The following is a 15,245-nucleotide window of genomic DNA, read 5'->3' as shown; positions in this document are numbered from 1 at the left end:
GCTCAGTCGAGGGCCAGCACGCGCCCGGTGAAGTTTCCCGCCACAGCCTTGAGGTAGGCGAGACCCACGGCCTCGTCCTCCACGGGCGTGAAGCCCGGGAACGCGGCGTGATGACCGGTCGAGGAGGCCAGCACGGACGGGCTCACCACATTGATGCGAATGCCGCGGGGCAGCTCCCTCGCGGCGGCGAGCACGTAGGACTCGAGGGCTCCGTTGGCCATCGATGCGGCGGCGCTCGCGGCGATGGGCTCGCGGGAGAGGATGCCGGAGGTCAGCGTGAACGAGCCGCCGTCGCGCACGTGCTCCGTGCCGAGCCGGACCACGTTCAGCTGGGAGAGCACCTTGCCGGTGAACGCGGAGGTGTAGTCCGCGGCCGCCAGGGCCGGCAGGCGCTTGAAGGGAACCGCTCCCGCCGCGACCACCACGGAGTCCACCTCGCCCACGGCGTCGAAGAGCGCCGCGATCGACTCGGCGTCCGTGATGTCGACGGCGGGGTCCGTGGAGCGCGAGGCGCCCACGATCTCGTGGCCTTCCAGTGCCGTGCGGGCGGCGGTGCCGAGCGTGCCGGAGGAGCCGATGATCAGGACGCGCATGAGTGTCTCCTGGTGGTCGAAGGTCGTACTGACTCGACGCTCAGGCGGCTGCCGGCATTCCCTGCGTCAGGCGCTGGTGGCGCGCGGCCGCTCCACGTTGTCCAGCAGGCGGCGCAGTCGCACCCGCGCGTTGCGGCGATCCGCATACGAGGTGGCGTTCTCGAGAGTCTCGTAGGCGTCGAGCACCAACGCGTTGACCACGGACGCCTCGTCGGTGCCCATGCGCTCCGCGAGCAGGCGCACGGCAGCCTCCGTCGCGGCGTTCTCGATGTGCAGAGTCATGGTCCGATTCTACTCCGGCGAGGGGCGCTCGCACCGGGCGTAGGGGCTGGCGAGCTGCGTGAGCCAGGCGTGGACGATCGCGCCCGGGAGGCGGCTCAGCCGATGCCACCGCCAGGTGCCGTCCACGACGACGTCGACCAGTCCCGCCTCCGCCAGCACCGCCAGATGCTGAGAGGCGCGGCTGCGCGAGATGCCGTGATTCACGGCGGCCGATGCGGCAAGGTCGCCTGCCGCCGCGTCGCCCACGACGAGCAGCTCGAGGAGGTGGCGGCGCACGGGGTGGGCGAGGGCGTGCAGCACCAGGTCGAGCTGAGGGTCGGCGCTGTCGATGCGCTCGATGGGGGCCATGGGGACCTCGTTCCGGCTGTTCCAGGAAAACCTGGTGCAAGCGAAACAGCACCCTCCGACATCGGCGAGCCCGTCAACCGCTCACTGAGGCCCGTCGACGAGTCGCCCGTCCTCCGTCACGAGGCCGCGGCGCTCGAGCTCGGCGAGGTAACGAGCCTGGCCGCGCTCGCCCTTGCCGCGGAACAGCGGCATCGCGCGCGGCAGCAGGTTCGGAGCCAGCAGCGCGGCGCGCACCAGCCACGACTCCGACGGCCTGGGGTAGGCCTCGAGGCGCGGCCTGTTCAGGAGAGACATCATGCAGCGGGCCACCCGCTCGGGCGTCTGCGGCGGGTCCTGGAACTGGAAGGCGTTGCCGCCATCGAGGGCCTCCTGGCGCAGCATCCGAGTGTCCGTGGCGCTCGGCAGCACCGAGCTCAGGGTGATGCCCTTGTCCCGCAGGTCCAGCGCGATCGACAGCATCGCGCCGCGCAGCCCGAACTTCGATGCCGTGTAGATGGGGGTCTCGCCTAACGGGAAGATCGCACCCAGCGACACCACCGTGATGACCCGCGGGTCCGGGGCCGCGCGCAGCAGCGGGATCGCCAGGCGGGTGAGCATCAGGGGCGCGTGGAGATTGACGGTGAGCTCGAGGTCGATGGAGTCCACCGACCGCTCGTCGAACCGCTCAGCGCTGGTCATGCCCATGGAATTGACGAGCACGTCGATGCGCCCGTGACGCTCCTCGATCTCGGACAGCACTCGCTCGACATCCGTGCGCGAGGTGAGGTCTCCGGTGACCACCCCGTGACCGGTGCCAGGAAGCGAAGCCGCCACGGCATCGGCCGCATCCGAGCGCAGGTCCACCAGCACCACCGTCGCGCCGCGCGCGGCCACCTCACGTGCGAACGCGCTGCCGATGCCGCCACCGCCACCCGTGACCACCACCACCCTGCCGTGCGCGCGGTACGTCATGGAGCCTCCTCAGCGAAGCGGATAGGGAAGATGCTAGGGCGCGGCGGGGTTACGGTCGAGGAAGCCACACCCTGTCGAAAGGACACCCTCATGCCCACACTCGCGATCATCGGCGCCGGACCCAACCTGGGAGCGGCGGTCGCCCGCCGCTTTGGACGTGAGGGCTTCTCCGTCGCGCTGATCTCCCGCGACCAGGACAAGCTGGACGGGCTGGCCGCAGAGCTGGGCGAGGACGGCGTCACGGTGCAGGGCTTCGCGGCCGATGTGCGCGATGGCGCCGCGCTCGAGCAGGCGCTCGAGCAGGCTGCCGCTGCGTTGGGCCCCATCACGGCGCTCCAGTACAGCCCTCTGCCGTCGCGCTCCTACCTGGAGCCCGTCCTGGACCTGACGCCGGAGCTCGCGCTCGAGTCGCTGCGGTTCAGCGCGCTGGGCCTCATCCACGCGGTGCGCACGGTGCTGCCAGGCATGCGAGAGGCGGGCGAGGGCTCGATCATCCTCATCAACGGCGGCACCTCCGTGAAGGCCCGCGCAGGGTTCTCGGGCACGTCCGTGGCGTTCCCCGCAGAGAGCGCGTACGGCGAGATGCTGCACGAGGCGCTCGCAGACGAGGGCATCCGCGTCACCCAGCTGGTGATCCCCGGCGCGATCCCCAAGCTGCAGATCGAGGGCGGCGTCGTGGGCGTCGCGGACCGCATCTGGGACATGCACAGCGAGGCCGGCGACTTCCGCACCATGCTCATCCCCCTCGAGGACGGTCGGGAGTGATCGCAGGCGTACACTGAGGCTCCACCACTTCTTAGTGGGGACCTCTCGTTGACACCGGCCTCCTGGCCGGAACGATCCCGGCGCCTCCTCTGAGCACTGACTCGAGGACACCACCCATGACCGGCTTCACCTCTCCCGTTGCTGACCTGCCTGAGCCCGCCCCGCTGGACACCCGTCCCACCGCGGTCATCTACTGCGAGGGGCACCTGGGCCGCATCGACGGCAAGACGGCGAACGGCCTGGTGCGCAGCAGCGAGCGGTATCGCATCGTCGCGGTGATCGACAGCACGTGCGAGGCGGCCGACGCCGGCGTCGCGCTCGGCATGGTGGCCCTGGGCATCCCCGTGGTCCCCAGCCTCGCCGCCGCGCTCGCGGAGCAGCCGGACGTGTTCATCTTCGGGCTCGCGCCGCTGTCCGGGCTCATGTCGCTCCAGGACCGATCCGCCGTGCTCGAGGCCATCGAACAGGGCATCGACGTGGTGTCGGGCCTCCACGAGTTCCTGAGCGACGACGTCGAGATCGCGCTCGCGGCCCAGCTGGTGGGGGTGGAGCTGCACGACGTGCGCCGCCCGCGCCCCACCAAGGACCTGCGCATGTTCGACGGTGCGATCGACACCGTGGACTGCGTGCGCATCGCCGTCCTGGGCACCGACGGCGCGATCGGCAAGCGCACCACCTGCACCATCCTCACCCAGGCGCTCAACGACGCCGGGATCCGCACCGTCATGGTGGGAACCGGGCAGACCGGCCTCATGCAGGGCGCCGCGTACGGCGTGGCTTTGGACGCGATCCCCGCGCAGTTTGGCGTGGGCGAGCTCGAAGGCGCGGTGGTGGCGGCGTGGGAGGAGCAGCGCCCGCAGGTGATCGTGGTCGAGGGCCAGGGCGCGCTGAGTCATCCCGCGTACCTGAGCTCGACCGTGGTGCTGCGCGCATCGCGCCCGCACGGCGTCATCATGCAGCACGCTCCCGGCCGCCGCATGCTCTCCGACTATCCCGAGGTGCCCATGCCGGCCGCGGCCAGCGAGATCGCGCTCATCGAGATGTTCGGGCGCACCCGCGTGGTGGGCGTGACCATCAACCATGAGGGCATGACCGATGCGCAGGTCACCGCGGCGATCGCGCTGTACGAGGCGCAGCTGGGGGTCGGCGTCACCGATGCGCTGTGGCGTGACCCGCGCGCGCTGGTCGCGATGGTCACGGACGCGTTCCCGCGCTTGCTGCGCGGCGCCGTCGCGGTGACCGCGTGATCTCCCCGCGCATCGAGATCGACCTGGCGGCCATCGAGCACAACGCGCGCTCGCTGGTGACGCGACTGGCCAAGCGCGGCATCGGCGTCACGGGCGTCACCAAGGCCACCCTGGGCTCCCCGGAGATCGCGAAGGCGATGCTGCGCGGCGGCGTCACCCGCATCGGCGACTCGCGCATCGAGAACCTCGAGGCGCTGCGCGACGGTGGCATCCGCGTGCCGTTGATGCTGCTGCGCGCCCCTGCGCCGGACTGGGCGGACCGCGCCGTCGCGAGCGCGTCCATCACGCTGCTGAGCGACGCGGCCGTGGTCGAGGCGCTGTCCGTGGCGGCGGGGCGACGCGCCCTCACCCACGGCGTGATCCTGATGGTCGAGCTCGGCGACCTGCGTGAGGGCGTGATGGTCGCGGACGTGCTCGACGCGGCGCGCTCGATCTCCCGCACGCGCCACGTCACCCTGGCAGGGCTGGGCACCAACCTGGCGTGCCGCAGCGGCGTGATCCCCGGCTCGGACCAGATGCAGGAGCTCTCCGCTCTCGCCACCGCCATCAGCGCGAAGTTCGGCGTCCCCGCTCCGCTCGTCACGGGCGGCAACTCCTCGAACCTGGGGTGGGCGCTGGGCCGGGCTCCCGTGGGCAACGTCAACGATCTTCGGCTGGGTGAGGCGATCCTGCTGGGGATCGACCCCCTCACCCGTGAGCCCATCGAGGGGCTGCGCACGGACGCGTTCTGCCTGGTCGCGCCCGTGATCGAGTCGCTGGACAAGCCGTCCGCGCCGTGGGGCCTGCGGGGCCAGGGCGCGTTCGGCTCGGCCCCGGCGGCGCGCGAGCGCGGAACCATCATCCAGACCATCGTCGCGCTGGGGCGTCAGGACGTGGATGCCGCGGGACTCACGCCACCGGTGGGGATGCGCGTGCTCGCCGCGAGCAGCGATCACCTGGTGATGGAGACCCCGGGCCGGCTGGTCGCGGGCGCGGAGGTGCGGTTCGGGCTGGACTACTCGGCGCTGATGCGCGCCATGACCTCGCCGTTCGTGGTGGAGCGCCTGGTCACCACGCCCGCGCCCGTGCCCGCCTGAGTCGTCAGGCGGCCGGGGTCAGGCGCCGGGCGTCAGGCTCCAGCCCATACGCCGCGCCACCGCGCGGCAGTACCGGTGCAGGGTCGCCGAGTCGACGTAGCCCTGATGGCGCGGGGAGTCGACGAACTCGATCCCGCCGCTGAGGTCCGGGCGGTCCTCGCGGATGTGGCGCTCGAAGCGCGCATACTGCGCGGGCCTGTGCTCGCGATCCCACAGGTGCGACGCGATCATCTCCGCGAGCTCCTCCATGTGGCGGTACGCGCCGGCGTTGGTCTCCACGAACCCCAGGCCGAAGAGGCCGGGCGTGCGGCCGAACGCCGTCAGGTACAGGTCCGGGTGCTGGCCCTCGCCGTAGAGCTGCTGCGCGTACGGGACGCTGTGGCGGTAGCCGGTCGCAAGCAGGATCAGGTCGACGTCCTCGCGGGTGCCATCCGTGAAGGTGACCGTCTCGCCGTCCGCCGCCGCGATGGCCGGACGCGCCGTGATGTCGCCATGCTGCAGGTGGTGCAGCAGCTGCGAGTTCAGGATGGGATGGGTCTCGAACAGGCGATGGTCCGGTGCCTGCAGCCCCAGCCGGGTGACGTCGCCGTTGATGACGCGCAGCATGCGGCCGAACACGGCCTGCTCGACGCGCATGGGCAGGGCCGGCCCGGACGCGGCGAACACATCGACGGGCATGCCGAAGATGTGCTTGGGGATGAACCAGTAGCCGCGGCGCATCGAGATCGCGGCGCTGTCCGCTGCGCGGGCCGCATCGCACGCGATGTCGCAGCCCGAGTTGCCCGCGCCCACGATCAGCACGCGCCGCCCGCGCAGCTCCTCGGCTGAGCGGTACGTGACGCTGTGGCGCACCTCGCCGGTGAAGCCGGGGACATCGATGACGTTCGGCTCCCATTGGACGCCCGATGCGGCGACGACATTGCGGTGCGAGGTGCGGCTGCCGTCCGCGTAGGTCGCGAGGTACTCGCCGGTGGCGGCGTCGCGCGAGATGGTGGTGACGGTCTGGTGGAAGCGGATGCGCTCGGTGAGGCCGTAGTGCTGGGCGAAGTCCCGCAGGTAGCTCAGAATCTGGCGGTGGCTCGGGTAGTCGGGGTAGTGCTCCGGCATGGGGAAGCCGGAGAACCCGGACAGCGTCTTCGAGCTGATGAAGTGCGCCGAGTCGTACATGGGGGAGCCCGGGTTGTCGATGTCCCAGATGCCTCCGACGTCGCCGTGCCGCTCGACGTGCGTGAAGGGGAGGTCGTGCTCGCGCAGGGCGCGCGCGGCGGCCAGGCCGGCGGGCCCGGCGCCCACGATGAGCGTGTCGCCCGGTGCGGAGGGCTGCGGTGTCATCGGACCCCTTTCTCAGCGGTGAGAGTGGCCCCATCGTAGAGGAGCCGGGGCCGCGCGCCAGCGTCGTGCGGGGCACGAAACGCAGGCGAAAAGTGCGCGGGCTAGAGTCGCCACTCACCTGTGATGGACGGAGACACGCATGCTCGGGGACTGGCTTGGAACCGCTGGCACCATCGCCATCGCTGTGGGTGCCTCGCTGGTGGTGGCTCTCGCGATCGAGGGTGTGGTGAGGCTCGTCGCGCGCCGTCAGCAGTGGGCGCGGGACCTCATGGCACGCCTGCGCCGCCCCTTCTGGCTGCTCATGGCCGTGCTGGGTGCGTGGGTGGGCACGCACGCAGCGATCCCGGAGAGCATGTGGCTGGGCGGGATCTCGCGGGCCTTCACCATCGTGGCCATCGCCTCGCTGGCGTGGCTGCTGATCGCCTCCGTGCAGTTCGTGGCGGATCTCGCGCTCGCGTTCAACCGCATCGACGTGCCGGACAACAGGGTGGCGCGCAAGCTGCACACCCAGGCGCTCATCATGAGACGTCTCGCGATCGCGCTCATCGTCGTGATCGCGATCGGCGCCGCGCTGCTCACGTTCGACTCGGTGCGCGCGCTCGGGGCGAGCGTGCTGGCCTCCGCCGGCATCGCGTCCATCGTGGCGGGACTCGCGGCGCAGTCGGTGCTCGCGAACATGTTCGCCGGGCTGCAGCTGGTGTTCTCCGACGCGCTGCGCGTGGACGACGTGATCGTGGCGGAGGGCGAGTGGGGCAAGGTGGGCGAGATCACGCTGTCCTACGTGGTGCTCGATCTGTGGGACGACCGCCGGCTCATCCTGCCCTGCACGTACTTCACGTCCACGCCGTACCAGAACTGGACCCGGCAGGGCTCCGAGCTGCTGGGCTCCGTGGAGTTCGACCTGGACTGGCGCGTCTCGCCGCAGCGCATGCGTGAGCACCTCGAGCAGGTGCTCACGCAGACGCCGCTGTACGACGGCCGCGCGAGCGTGCTGCAGGTCACCGAGGCCACGGGAGGCATGGTGCGCGTGCGCATCCTGGTGACGGCGGCCGATGCTCCCACCCTGTTCGACCTGCGCTGCTTCGTGCGCGAGGCGATGGTGCTGTGGGTGCAGGGCGAGATGCCCGATGCCGCTCCCACGCAGCGCGTGCTGGTCTCCGAGCCGGCGGCCCCCGCGAAGCGTGGGCGCAAGGAGCCGGAGACGGCGGGGGAGTCCGGGCTGTTCTCGGGCTCCGCCGAGGCCGAGCAGCGCGCCAGCCACTTCACGCATGGCACGCCGCGCGAGGGCCGGACGGAGGAGGTCCCGATGGTGACGGTCGAGCTCGCGGCGCCGGCCGAGGTGCGGACCCGGGACTGAGCGTGCGTGCCCAGGGCGAGCCCGGATAGGCTCGTGTCTCCGTCCCCACCCAGCCCGTGCATCGGCCGTCCGGAGGAATCCATTGCCCGCGTATGACCTGAGCGACCGGCTGGTGGTGGGCGTCGCGTCGAGCGCGCTGTTCGACCTGACCGAGTCCGATGCGTACTTTCGCGAGCACGGCGTGGCCGCGTACACCGAGTACCAGGACGCGCGGATGGACGAGCCGCTGCAGCCGGGCCCGGCCTTCCCGTTCATCCAGCGCCTGCTGTCGCTCAACGACCTGCGCCCGGGGGACCCGCTGGTCGAGGTGATCGTGCTGTCGCGCAACACCGCGACCACGGGCCTGCGGGTGATGCGGTCCATCGAGCGTCACGCGCTGCCGGTGACGCGGGCGTTCTTCACGCAGGGACGGTCGCCGCTGGAGTACATCGGCGCCATGGGGATGAGCCTGTTCCTCACGCAGAACCGCGAGGACGTGCTCACGGCGGTGAGGGCCGGTCACCCCGCGGGTCATGTGCTGCCCAACACCGCCGCGTACGGCGACGGCGACCGGAGCCTGCGCATCGCCTTCGACTTCGACGCGGTGCTGGCGACGGACGAGTCCGAGCGAGTGTTCCAGAGCGAGGGCATGGCCGGGTTCGTCAAGAACGAGGTCGCCAAGCGCGACGTCGCCCACGCGCCCGGGCTGCTCAAGCCGCTCGTCGAGGACCTCAACCGCATCCAGCGCATCGAGGAGCGTCTGCAGGCCGAGGACCAGGACTATGAGCCGCGACTGCGCATCGCGCTGGTCACGGCCCGCGCGGCGCCGGCGCACGAGCGCGCGGTCCAGTCGCTGCGGTCCTGGGGCGTCACGGTGAACGACGCGTTCTTCATGGGCGGCATCGAGAAGGCCAAGGTGCTCGAAGTTCTCCGGCCGCACCTGTTCTTCGACGACCAGGACGGCCACCTCACCGGCGCGCTCCAGCACGTGGCGGGCGTCCACGTGCCGTACGGCGTGGCGAACGAGACGCTGTTCGAGGCAGCAGGGGTGGAGCTCTAGGCCTTCGCGTCCGCTCCTTCGAGCGCGCCTCAGGGAGTAGGAGAGTTGAGGAGCTGGGCGGGGACGGCCTCCCAGAGGAAGCCGATGCGCTCCGGTGTCAGCAGGCCCCAGCACTCGGGCAGGTCCTCAGCCGTTCCCGTGAAGCCCATGGGTGCGAGGATCCACGCGAAGTGGCACTGCTCGGTGATGGCCGCGAGCTCCTCGGGGTGCGTGCGGATGTGCTCGAGCTCGTCGCGGTTGACGATGACCACGCACGCCTCGAGGATGCGCCGGCCATCCTGGTCGCGGCTGGCGCACAGATGCACGGTGGACTCGGCGCCGCTCGCGGCGCGCAGCGTCACTTCGCCCAAGTAGGCAGGGTCCACTCGCCAATCGGGGTGGTGCTCGATCTGCCAGCCCCACGACGCCCCACGCTTCTCGGCGAGAGCGCGGTCACGTGGCGATGATTCATCGAACGGCGAGGTCATGGGTCTCACCTTGCCATGCGTCGAGCCCTAGCCGGCAGGCTGCGCGGGCGGGCTCAGCGCCCATGGGTCCACGGGTTGCGCGGGCTCGCCGGCGACGTCCTCCTGCGGGAGGTCCAGCTCGCACCGCCCGTAGATCGCGCCTTGCGCCGCCTGCGCGCCCTCCACGGTCATGGCTTGGCGCTCAAGGGTGGTCTGCAGCTCGAACAGCTCGACCCATTCGCCGTTCAGGTCACCCCGCAGCGCCGCAGCCGCCTGCTCCTGACGAGCTGCGGCGTCCTCGGTCGCCTGGCGGCCGGTCGAGGCGAGGTAGTAGATGCCGTAGGCCTCGCGGAACTCGTCGCTCGCGCTCGCGACCACGGCGCCGTTGACCGCGCGCTGGGCCACGGCGCCGTAGTACCAGCGCTCGGGAACGCTCTCATCGTCCGCGCTGTCGATGAGGTCGCACAGGATGTCAAGGCCGCCCTCGATCACCTCGCTGGAGACGCCGGCGGCCATGCCCGGGTCCTCACGGTCGGTGACCTCGTTGGTCCACGGGTTGTAGACCATGCCGCCCTCGGTGGAGTCGTACGCGATCGCCATGCGGGTGACCGCGATGTCATAGTCGAGCTCGCCGGGCTCGGGCTCGACAGGAGCGGCGGAGGAGGAGCAGGCTGCCAGGGCGACGAGGGCGAAAGCGCTGAAGGTGACACGCAGCATGCGTCGAGCCGGCACTGTTCCCCCTATGGATCGGTGGCCTCGGGGTCAGATTAAGGCATATCGGAAGCGAGGTCCGCGCCATGGGGACGGCCGATGCGCTCCGGCTTCAGCCGCCCCAGCCCTCGGGCAGGTCCCCAGCACTGGCCCTGAAGCCCCTTCCGCTGTGCCCCAAGGCTCTCCTCAGCGCCCGAAACTCCGACCACGTCTTTGGGCACTACCTCGCGTCCTCTTTCCGACGCGGCCGGCTGTACGCGACGGCGAGCCGGGTGACCGACCACACCACGCCCATGACAGCCGTCGCTGTCATCACCAGCGCCATGTCTGGCTGGAAAACCCTGAGGGTCGGCAAGGGTGATCCCATGAGGCGAGGTACCAACCACAGGATGACGACGGCGGCGGCGATGGTCGTCAGGAGCGGGAACCAGAGGCTGAAGAGACCGCCGACGTTCGACCGCTTTGCCCGGATCGCGGTGCGGTATCGCCACGCCCATGCCACCGCCCCGAGGTAGAGCACGGGAAGGAGCGTGAGAGAAACGAAGAGCGCCTGCCGAGACAGAGGGGAGGCCTCGCCGTCGTAGTCGAGTCCCAGCGCCAGTGCGGTGATGCCGTTGCGCAGCTCGGTAGTCTCGCCGAACCCGATTCCGCTGCCGCCGTTCGTCAGCACCGCGACGCCCGCTTGGTCTGCGGGAGCCATGGTGAGCAGCGTCTCGATGCCCGGCGTGGATCCGGAGTGCCACACTGTGCCGGCGTCGTCGTCGATGAACCATCCGAGTCCGTACCAGGGCGAGGCGCCGCTGGCGGGACGCATCATGGTGGCCTTGCCCTGAGCACTGAGGATGTCGTCCTCACCGTTCATCATGGCGCTCATGTACAGCGACAGGTCGTTCGCGCTCGCGATCACTCCGCCCTGCGGTGCGTACAGGCGCTGGGTGGGACCATCAGGCACGGGGCGCTTGGTGAGGAACCACGGTGTGTGGCCGGTGGCCATCGACGGGTGGACCTCGCCGTCCGCGACGGAGCTGCTCTCCATTCCGAGCGGCATGAGGATGTGGGACTCGACGTAGCCGGCGAAGTCCTCACCGCTGACCACCTCGATCAGGCGGCCGGCGATCTGGTAGTTGGTGTTGGAGTACTCCCACCGCTCGCCCGGCGGGTATGCCGGTGCGACCTCGGTCAGCGCGTCGACCGCGCGAGCAAGATCGTCTGGTTCGCCGCTGACATCCGCATGCGAGGTGTTGCCCTGCAGGGTGGAGTACCCGCTGGTGTGGCTCAGCAGTTGGCGCACCGTGATGGCTCCTGCCGGCTGCCCGGCGAAGCCGTCCAGGTAGGTCGCGAGGGTAGTGTCGAGGGCGACGGTGCCCTCCTCGACCAATTGCATGACGGCCAACGCAGTGAAGCTCTTCGAGATCGAGCCGATCACGAAGGGAGTGTCCGCGGTCACCGCCACGTCGGTGCCCTGGCGAGTGACGCCGCGCGCATCGGCGAGGCTGGGGCTGCCCTCTTCGACCGCGGAGTACGCGAGGCCCGGAACCTTGGACTCGGGCATCGCGGTCTCGATGAACTCATCGATCTGGTCCTGAGCCGCGGCGGCGCTCGTGGCGGCGACGGTGAGACTCACGGCGAGAGCCGCGACGACGAACATGTGCCGCACGGGAATCCCCTTCGGTTGCCGGACGTGCGCATGGCCCTCCGAGCGTAGCGAAGGCCCCTGCTACGGGCAATGGTGGGAGAAGTTGTGGTCGTTGCGCGCGGGTGCACGACGTGACGTCGCCAGCCTTCAGCAGCCCCCGTGCAACGATGGGGTGGTGCCCGCCGCCTGAGCGGGGCGGAGGGGAAGCACCACATGGCCAAGGACGGGCCGCGCAGCCACCACATCCTTGCCGGCACCGACGCGGACAGCGAGCCCCAGGTGTTCGAGTCGCTGCGCAAGCGCCCCCAGGCGCGCGCCGAGCGCTACGCCATGGGGCGTTCGCTGCGCAAGGACGTGCCCCGCCGGGCGCTCGCCGAGTGGAGCGTGGACCGCGAGGATCGCGACCCCATCGGGCTCATCGAGCGCAACCACGAGGGCCGCGTGCCTGAGCTCGTGCCGGTGCGGGTGGCGCGCATGGCGGCGTCGCCGTACGGGTTCCTGCGCGGCTCCGCAGTGGTGATGGCCGATGACGTGTCCCGGCTGCCGTCCACCGGCATCACTCCGGTGGTGTGCGGGGACGCGCACCTGGGCAACGTGGGCTTCTATGCCTCGCCTGAGCGCGACCTCGTGATGGACCTGAACGACTTTGACGAGGCTCACCCGGGCGCGTGGGAGTGGGACCTGCGCCGGCTGACCGCGAGCACCTGGGTCGCGGGCCGTGAGAACGGCGCGTCCGAGAAGAAGTGCGAGGAGGCGGTGCGCACCTGCGCGCGCTCCTACCGCGAGGAGATCCGACGCCTGGCGGACGAGCCGCTGTTCGCGCGTTCCTTCGAGCGCATCGACATGCGCGGCATCGAGAAGCACGACACCGGCAAATCACTCGACACGGAACTCGCGCGCGCTGCCAAGCGGGCCCGCAAGCGCACTTCGGATCGCGCCCTGCCGCGCTTCACGTTCGAGGACGAGGGCGACCGCCGCATCGTCGAGGAGCCGCCGCTCATCACTCGTCTCCCGGACGGTGAGGCCGAGGCTCTCGCGGAGGGGCTCGACGAGTACATGCGGACCTTGGACCCGCACTGGGCGCGCCTGCTGGGCGGCTACACCCTGGTGGACGTGGCGCACAAGGTGGTGGGCGTGGGCTCGGTGGGCCTGCGCGCGTATGTGGCGCTGCTGGAGGGGTCGAGCGCGGAGGACGTGATCTTCCTGCAGCTCAAGCAGGCGCGACGTTCCGTGCTCGCGCAGTACGTGCATGGAGACGATGCGTGGCACCACCACCAGGGCCAGCGCGTGGTCGAGTACCAGCAGGCGCTGCAGACGGTGAGCGACCCGCTGCTGGGGTGGACCACCGTGGACGACCGGCAGTTCTACGTGCGCCAGTTCCGCAACATGAAGGGCTCGGTGTCGCTCGATCGCGTCTCCGCGAAGGCGCTGGCCAACTACGCGGGCATCGCGGGGCGGCTGCTGGCGAAGGGTCACGCCCGCACCAGCGGCGCGTCGATGATCGCTGGCTACCTGGGCAAGGGCAGCAACGTGGACAAGGCGATGGCGACGTTCGCGCGGGCGTACGCCGACCAGACCGAGGCCGACCACGAGGCGCTGCTGAAGGCCGTGAAGAGCGGGCGGATGGAGATCGCTGAGGGTGCCTAGGCGGTGCCTCCGTCAAACACGGGCGTGGGAACGCACGCGGAACCACATGCTCAGGGCCTGCGCGGCGTGCATGACCTCGTGCGGTTCGGTGGCGTTGTCAAGGTCGTCGAAGGTGTCGCGAAAGCCTTCTGGCAGCGGCCCCGACGGGTCGCGCATGGGTTCGAAGCCCATGGTCCACTCGGCAAACTGACGCGACGTGCTCGCACCGTCGATGAGCACTCGCAGGTCGGCGTGGCGCGGGTCTCTATCGATGCGCGCCAGCAGAGCGCGCACGCGCTGCTTGTCGCCTTCGAGGAACTGCACGAACCGCCCCGCGCGGTACAGCAGCATGCCTGTGATGCCTTGGCTCTCGTTGAACGCGCGCGCGGTGGCGAGGATGTCGGCGAGGTCGTCGTCGTCCATCTGTCGCGTGGCCGTGCTGGAGTACACCACCGCGTAGACGGGCGTGGCTTCAGCGCTCATGCGTCGACGGTCTCCGTCGAGTGGGCGATCACGGCGGACATCGCTGCGTCGAGGGTCGGGTACGAGCCGATGACCTGCGTGTGAGCATCGTGAGCCGAGTAGCCCTCGTGGTTCTTGTCGACGCACCCGAGGAAGGCTCCGGGCGTACTGGCGACATGGAAGTCCTGCTCCACGCGGGACCAGATCACCTGGTCAGCGTCCTCAGGCGACTGCATCAGATCGACTCCTTTATCGACGTCTCGTCACGGTACCTGACGAGAACGACATCGTGGTGTTCCAGGCGCCCTGCCTCACAGCATGGGCGCCCCATTCTGCGAGGAAGAACTTCCTGAGGGCGCTCTGCATTCCTCGCGCTGCGAACTGCGTGTGGTGCAGGTGGCGAACGGCCTAGTCTCGGCTGGTAAGGACAAGGTCGTGTCTGTTCTTCGTACGTCAGGACATCGCCAGTGATGCGTGGTCGGTCCGAGGTCTCTCAGGGGTGCAGCAGGTGGGAACTCTTCGTCTCTCAGTGGCGGCGAGTGCCGTGCTCGCGCTCGCGGCGTGCTCTGGGGGAGTGGAGCTGCCGCCCACTGACGGCGTGCTCGACTATCAGTTGGGCGGCGCGTACGACGAGCTTCCGGCCGATGCGGGGGCAGGGTCAGGCGGTATCGACGTCGTGGTGCGAGACGCGACTGCGCCACCTCTCGAGGGCGCCTACAACGTCTGCTACGTCAACGGCTTCCAGACCCAGCCGGGGGAGGCCGATGCGTGGCTCGCGCGCGACGAGCTGCTGCTGCGCGATGGCGACGGCTCGCCCGTGGTGGACCCCGATTGGCCCGACGAGTACGTGCTGGATCCGTCCAGCGCCGCCCAGCGCGAGGGGATCCTCCAGCTGGTGGCTCCGCTGATCGCCGGGTGCGCTGAGGCAGGGTTCGACGCGGTGGAGATCGACAACCTCGACACGTGGACGCGGTTCGACGGGCTCTCGCAGGAGGGCGCGGAGGCGCTTGCCCGCGCCTATGTGGAGCACGCGCACGAGCTCGGGTTGGCGATCGCGCAGAAGAACGCAGTTGAGGTCGCGCAGGTGGCGCGCGACGAGTGGGGCTTCGACTTCGCGGTAGTCGAGGAGTGCGCCGTGTGGGACGAGTGCGGCGCGTATCGGGAGGTCTACGGCGACTACGTGCTCCAGGTGGAGTACGCCGATGCGCTAGCTGAGACGGGGATGGCGTTCGGAGACGTGTGCTCGATGCCGGACCGGTCGCCGCTCACCGTGCTGCGCGACCGCGACCTGGTCGCGGCCGGGGAGCCGGGGTACGTGTACGAGGCCTGCTGACAGCGACTGGGCTCGCACCCTCGAGCTGGAGTGCTTGAGGG

At 70.2% G+C, this 15,245-nt stretch carries 17 protein-coding genes; 7 read left to right on the top strand and 10 right to left on the bottom strand.

The genetic code is table 11. The features are described from left to right. Positions 1–2: 2 nt before the first annotated feature. The 4 genes from Dac01nite_RS00525 to Dac01nite_RS00510 form a co-directional block, all read right to left on the bottom strand. Positions 3–593, bottom strand: a complete 591-nt coding sequence (locus Dac01nite_RS00525) for a short chain dehydrogenase (protein ID WP_203652835.1) — start codon at positions 591–593, stop codon at positions 3–5. 66 nt (positions 594–659) lie between these two features. Then, positions 660–875 (bottom strand): hypothetical protein, encoded by a 216-nt coding sequence (locus Dac01nite_RS00520; RefSeq protein WP_203652834.1) that lies wholly within the window; start codon positions 873–875, stop codon positions 660–662. A gap of 9 nt (positions 876–884) precedes the next feature. Next, positions 885–1,223: an ArsR/SmtB family transcription factor gene (locus tag Dac01nite_RS00515; RefSeq protein ID WP_203652833.1), complete on the bottom strand. Its 339-nt coding sequence runs from the start codon at positions 1,221–1,223 to the stop codon at positions 885–887. Between the two features lie 81 nt (positions 1,224–1,304). Beyond that, positions 1,305–2,174, bottom strand: a complete 870-nt coding sequence (locus Dac01nite_RS00510) for an SDR family NAD(P)-dependent oxidoreductase (protein ID WP_203652832.1) — start codon at positions 2,172–2,174, stop codon at positions 1,305–1,307. A gap of 90 nt (positions 2,175–2,264) precedes the next feature. Between Dac01nite_RS00510 and Dac01nite_RS00505 the strand changes: the two genes are divergently transcribed. The 3 genes from Dac01nite_RS00505 to Dac01nite_RS00495 all read left to right on the top strand — a co-directional run bounded on the left by Dac01nite_RS00505 (position 2,265) and on the right by Dac01nite_RS00495 (position 5,262). Then, the gene (locus tag Dac01nite_RS00505; protein WP_203652831.1) at positions 2,265–2,939 is read left to right on the top strand and encodes an SDR family NAD(P)-dependent oxidoreductase; all 675 of its coding nucleotides are present in this window, start codon (positions 2,265–2,267) and stop codon (positions 2,937–2,939) included. A 116-nt stretch (positions 2,940–3,055) separates the two neighbouring features. Continuing rightward, entirely contained in the window at positions 3,056–4,186 is a 1,131-nt protein-coding gene (locus Dac01nite_RS00500; RefSeq protein WP_203652830.1) for an N-acetyltransferase DgcN family protein, read from the top strand. Further along, the gene (locus Dac01nite_RS00495) at positions 4,183–5,262 is read left to right on the top strand and encodes an alanine/ornithine racemase family PLP-dependent enzyme (RefSeq protein WP_203652829.1); all 1,080 of its coding nucleotides are present in this window, start codon (positions 4,183–4,185) and stop codon (positions 5,260–5,262) included. The genes Dac01nite_RS00500 and Dac01nite_RS00495 overlap by 4 nt, the downstream gene beginning before the upstream one ends. Before the next feature lie 18 nt (positions 5,263–5,280). Here the strand turns inward: Dac01nite_RS00495 and Dac01nite_RS00490 are convergent, their stop codons facing one another. After that, a complete protein-coding gene (locus Dac01nite_RS00490) occupies positions 5,281–6,594 on the bottom strand; it encodes a flavin-containing monooxygenase (RefSeq protein ID WP_203652828.1) in 1,314 nt (437 codons plus the stop codon). Positions 6,595–6,733: 139 nt separating this feature from the next. On the opposite strand from Dac01nite_RS00490, the gene Dac01nite_RS00485 reads away from it, so the two are divergent. Then, positions 6,734–7,951 (top strand): mechanosensitive ion channel family protein, encoded by a 1,218-nt coding sequence (locus tag Dac01nite_RS00485; RefSeq protein ID WP_203652827.1) that lies wholly within the window; start codon positions 6,734–6,736, stop codon positions 7,949–7,951. An 82-nt stretch (positions 7,952–8,033) separates the two neighbouring features. Further along, a complete protein-coding gene (locus tag Dac01nite_RS00480; RefSeq protein WP_203652826.1) occupies positions 8,034–8,990 on the top strand; it encodes a 5'-nucleotidase in 957 nt (318 codons plus the stop codon). A gap of 29 nt (positions 8,991–9,019) precedes the next feature. Here Dac01nite_RS00480 and Dac01nite_RS00475 read toward each other — a convergent pair whose 3' ends face one another. The 3 genes from Dac01nite_RS00475 to Dac01nite_RS00465 form a co-directional block, all read right to left on the bottom strand. Beyond that, a complete protein-coding gene (locus tag Dac01nite_RS00475) occupies positions 9,020–9,457 on the bottom strand; it encodes a hypothetical protein (protein WP_203652825.1) in 438 nt (145 codons plus the stop codon). 27 nt (positions 9,458–9,484) lie between these two features. After that, on the bottom strand, positions 9,485–10,153 hold the full coding sequence (locus tag Dac01nite_RS00470) for a hypothetical protein (RefSeq protein WP_203652824.1): 669 nt from the start codon (positions 10,151–10,153) through the stop codon (positions 9,485–9,487). A gap of 214 nt (positions 10,154–10,367) precedes the next feature. After that, positions 10,368–11,795 carry a serine hydrolase domain-containing protein gene (locus Dac01nite_RS00465; protein WP_239066503.1) on the bottom strand — a complete coding sequence of 476 codons (1,428 nt, stop codon included), beginning with the start codon at positions 11,793–11,795 and terminating at the stop codon, positions 10,368–10,370. A 201-nt stretch (positions 11,796–11,996) separates the two neighbouring features. On the opposite strand from Dac01nite_RS00465, the gene Dac01nite_RS00460 reads away from it, so the two are divergent. After that, positions 11,997–13,430 carry a DUF2252 domain-containing protein gene (locus Dac01nite_RS00460; protein ID WP_203652822.1) on the top strand — a complete coding sequence of 478 codons (1,434 nt, stop codon included), beginning with the start codon at positions 11,997–11,999 and terminating at the stop codon, positions 13,428–13,430. Positions 13,431–13,442: 12 nt separating this feature from the next. On the opposite strand, the gene Dac01nite_RS00455 is transcribed toward Dac01nite_RS00460, so the two are convergent. Further along, positions 13,443–13,892 carry a BLUF domain-containing protein gene (locus Dac01nite_RS00455; protein ID WP_203652821.1) on the bottom strand — a complete coding sequence of 150 codons (450 nt, stop codon included), beginning with the start codon at positions 13,890–13,892 and terminating at the stop codon, positions 13,443–13,445. After that, positions 13,889–14,107 (bottom strand): hypothetical protein, encoded by a 219-nt coding sequence (locus Dac01nite_RS00450; RefSeq protein WP_203652820.1) that lies wholly within the window; start codon positions 14,105–14,107, stop codon positions 13,889–13,891. Before Dac01nite_RS00450 ends, Dac01nite_RS00455 begins: the two co-directional genes overlap by 4 nt. Positions 14,108–14,400: 293 nt before the next feature. Between Dac01nite_RS00450 and Dac01nite_RS00445 the strand changes: the two genes are divergently transcribed. Beyond that, positions 14,401–15,204, top strand: a complete 804-nt coding sequence (locus Dac01nite_RS00445; protein WP_239066434.1) for an endo alpha-1,4 polygalactosaminidase — start codon at positions 14,401–14,403, stop codon at positions 15,202–15,204. Positions 15,205–15,245 lie beyond the last annotated feature (41 nt).

The sequence above is a fragment of the Demequina activiva genome (assembly GCF_016862815.1).
Lineage (GTDB): Bacteria > Actinomycetota > Actinomycetes > Actinomycetales > Demequinaceae > Demequina > Demequina activiva.
The sequence above is the reverse complement of the archived record's forward strand: the minus strand, read 5'-3'. Positions and strand labels throughout refer to the sequence as shown.

What these genes read in the sequence shown, in the direction of transcription:
- Dac01nite_RS00460 (WP_203652822.1), top strand. Translation starts at nt 11,997, where the DNA reads ATGGCCAAGGACGGGCCGCGCAGCCACCACATCCTTGCCGGCACCGAC.
- Dac01nite_RS00490 (WP_203652828.1), bottom strand. Translation starts at nt 6,594, where the DNA reads ATGACACCGCAGCCCTCCGCACCGGGCGACACGCTCATCGTGGGCGCC.
- Dac01nite_RS00485 (WP_203652827.1), top strand. Translation starts at nt 6,734, where the DNA reads ATGCTCGGGGACTGGCTTGGAACCGCTGGCACCATCGCCATCGCTGTG.
- Dac01nite_RS00465 (WP_239066503.1), bottom strand. Translation starts at nt 11,795, where the DNA reads ATGTTCGTCGTCGCGGCTCTCGCCGTGAGTCTCACCGTCGCCGCCACG.
- Dac01nite_RS00510 (WP_203652832.1), bottom strand. Translation starts at nt 2,174, where the DNA reads ATGACGTACCGCGCGCACGGCAGGGTGGTGGTGGTCACGGGTGGCGGT.
- Dac01nite_RS00470 (WP_203652824.1), bottom strand. Translation starts at nt 10,153, where the DNA reads ATGCTGCGTGTCACCTTCAGCGCTTTCGCCCTCGTCGCCCTGGCAGCC.
- Dac01nite_RS00520 (WP_203652834.1), bottom strand. Translation starts at nt 875, where the DNA reads ATGACTCTGCACATCGAGAACGCCGCGACGGAGGCTGCCGTGCGCCTG.
- Dac01nite_RS00475 (WP_203652825.1), bottom strand. Translation starts at nt 9,457, where the DNA reads ATGACCTCGCCGTTCGATGAATCATCGCCACGTGACCGCGCTCTCGCC.
- Dac01nite_RS00500 (WP_203652830.1), top strand. Translation starts at nt 3,056, where the DNA reads ATGACCGGCTTCACCTCTCCCGTTGCTGACCTGCCTGAGCCCGCCCCG.
- Dac01nite_RS00525 (WP_203652835.1), bottom strand. Translation starts at nt 593, where the DNA reads ATGCGCGTCCTGATCATCGGCTCCTCCGGCACGCTCGGCACCGCCGCC.
- Dac01nite_RS00455 (WP_203652821.1), bottom strand. Translation starts at nt 13,892, where the DNA reads ATGAGCGCTGAAGCCACGCCCGTCTACGCGGTGGTGTACTCCAGCACG.
- Dac01nite_RS00505 (WP_203652831.1), top strand. Translation starts at nt 2,265, where the DNA reads ATGCCCACACTCGCGATCATCGGCGCCGGACCCAACCTGGGAGCGGCG.
- Dac01nite_RS00515 (WP_203652833.1), bottom strand. Translation starts at nt 1,223, where the DNA reads ATGGCCCCCATCGAGCGCATCGACAGCGCCGACCCTCAGCTCGACCTG.
- Dac01nite_RS00450 (WP_203652820.1), bottom strand. Translation starts at nt 14,107, where the DNA reads ATGCAGTCGCCTGAGGACGCTGACCAGGTGATCTGGTCCCGCGTGGAG.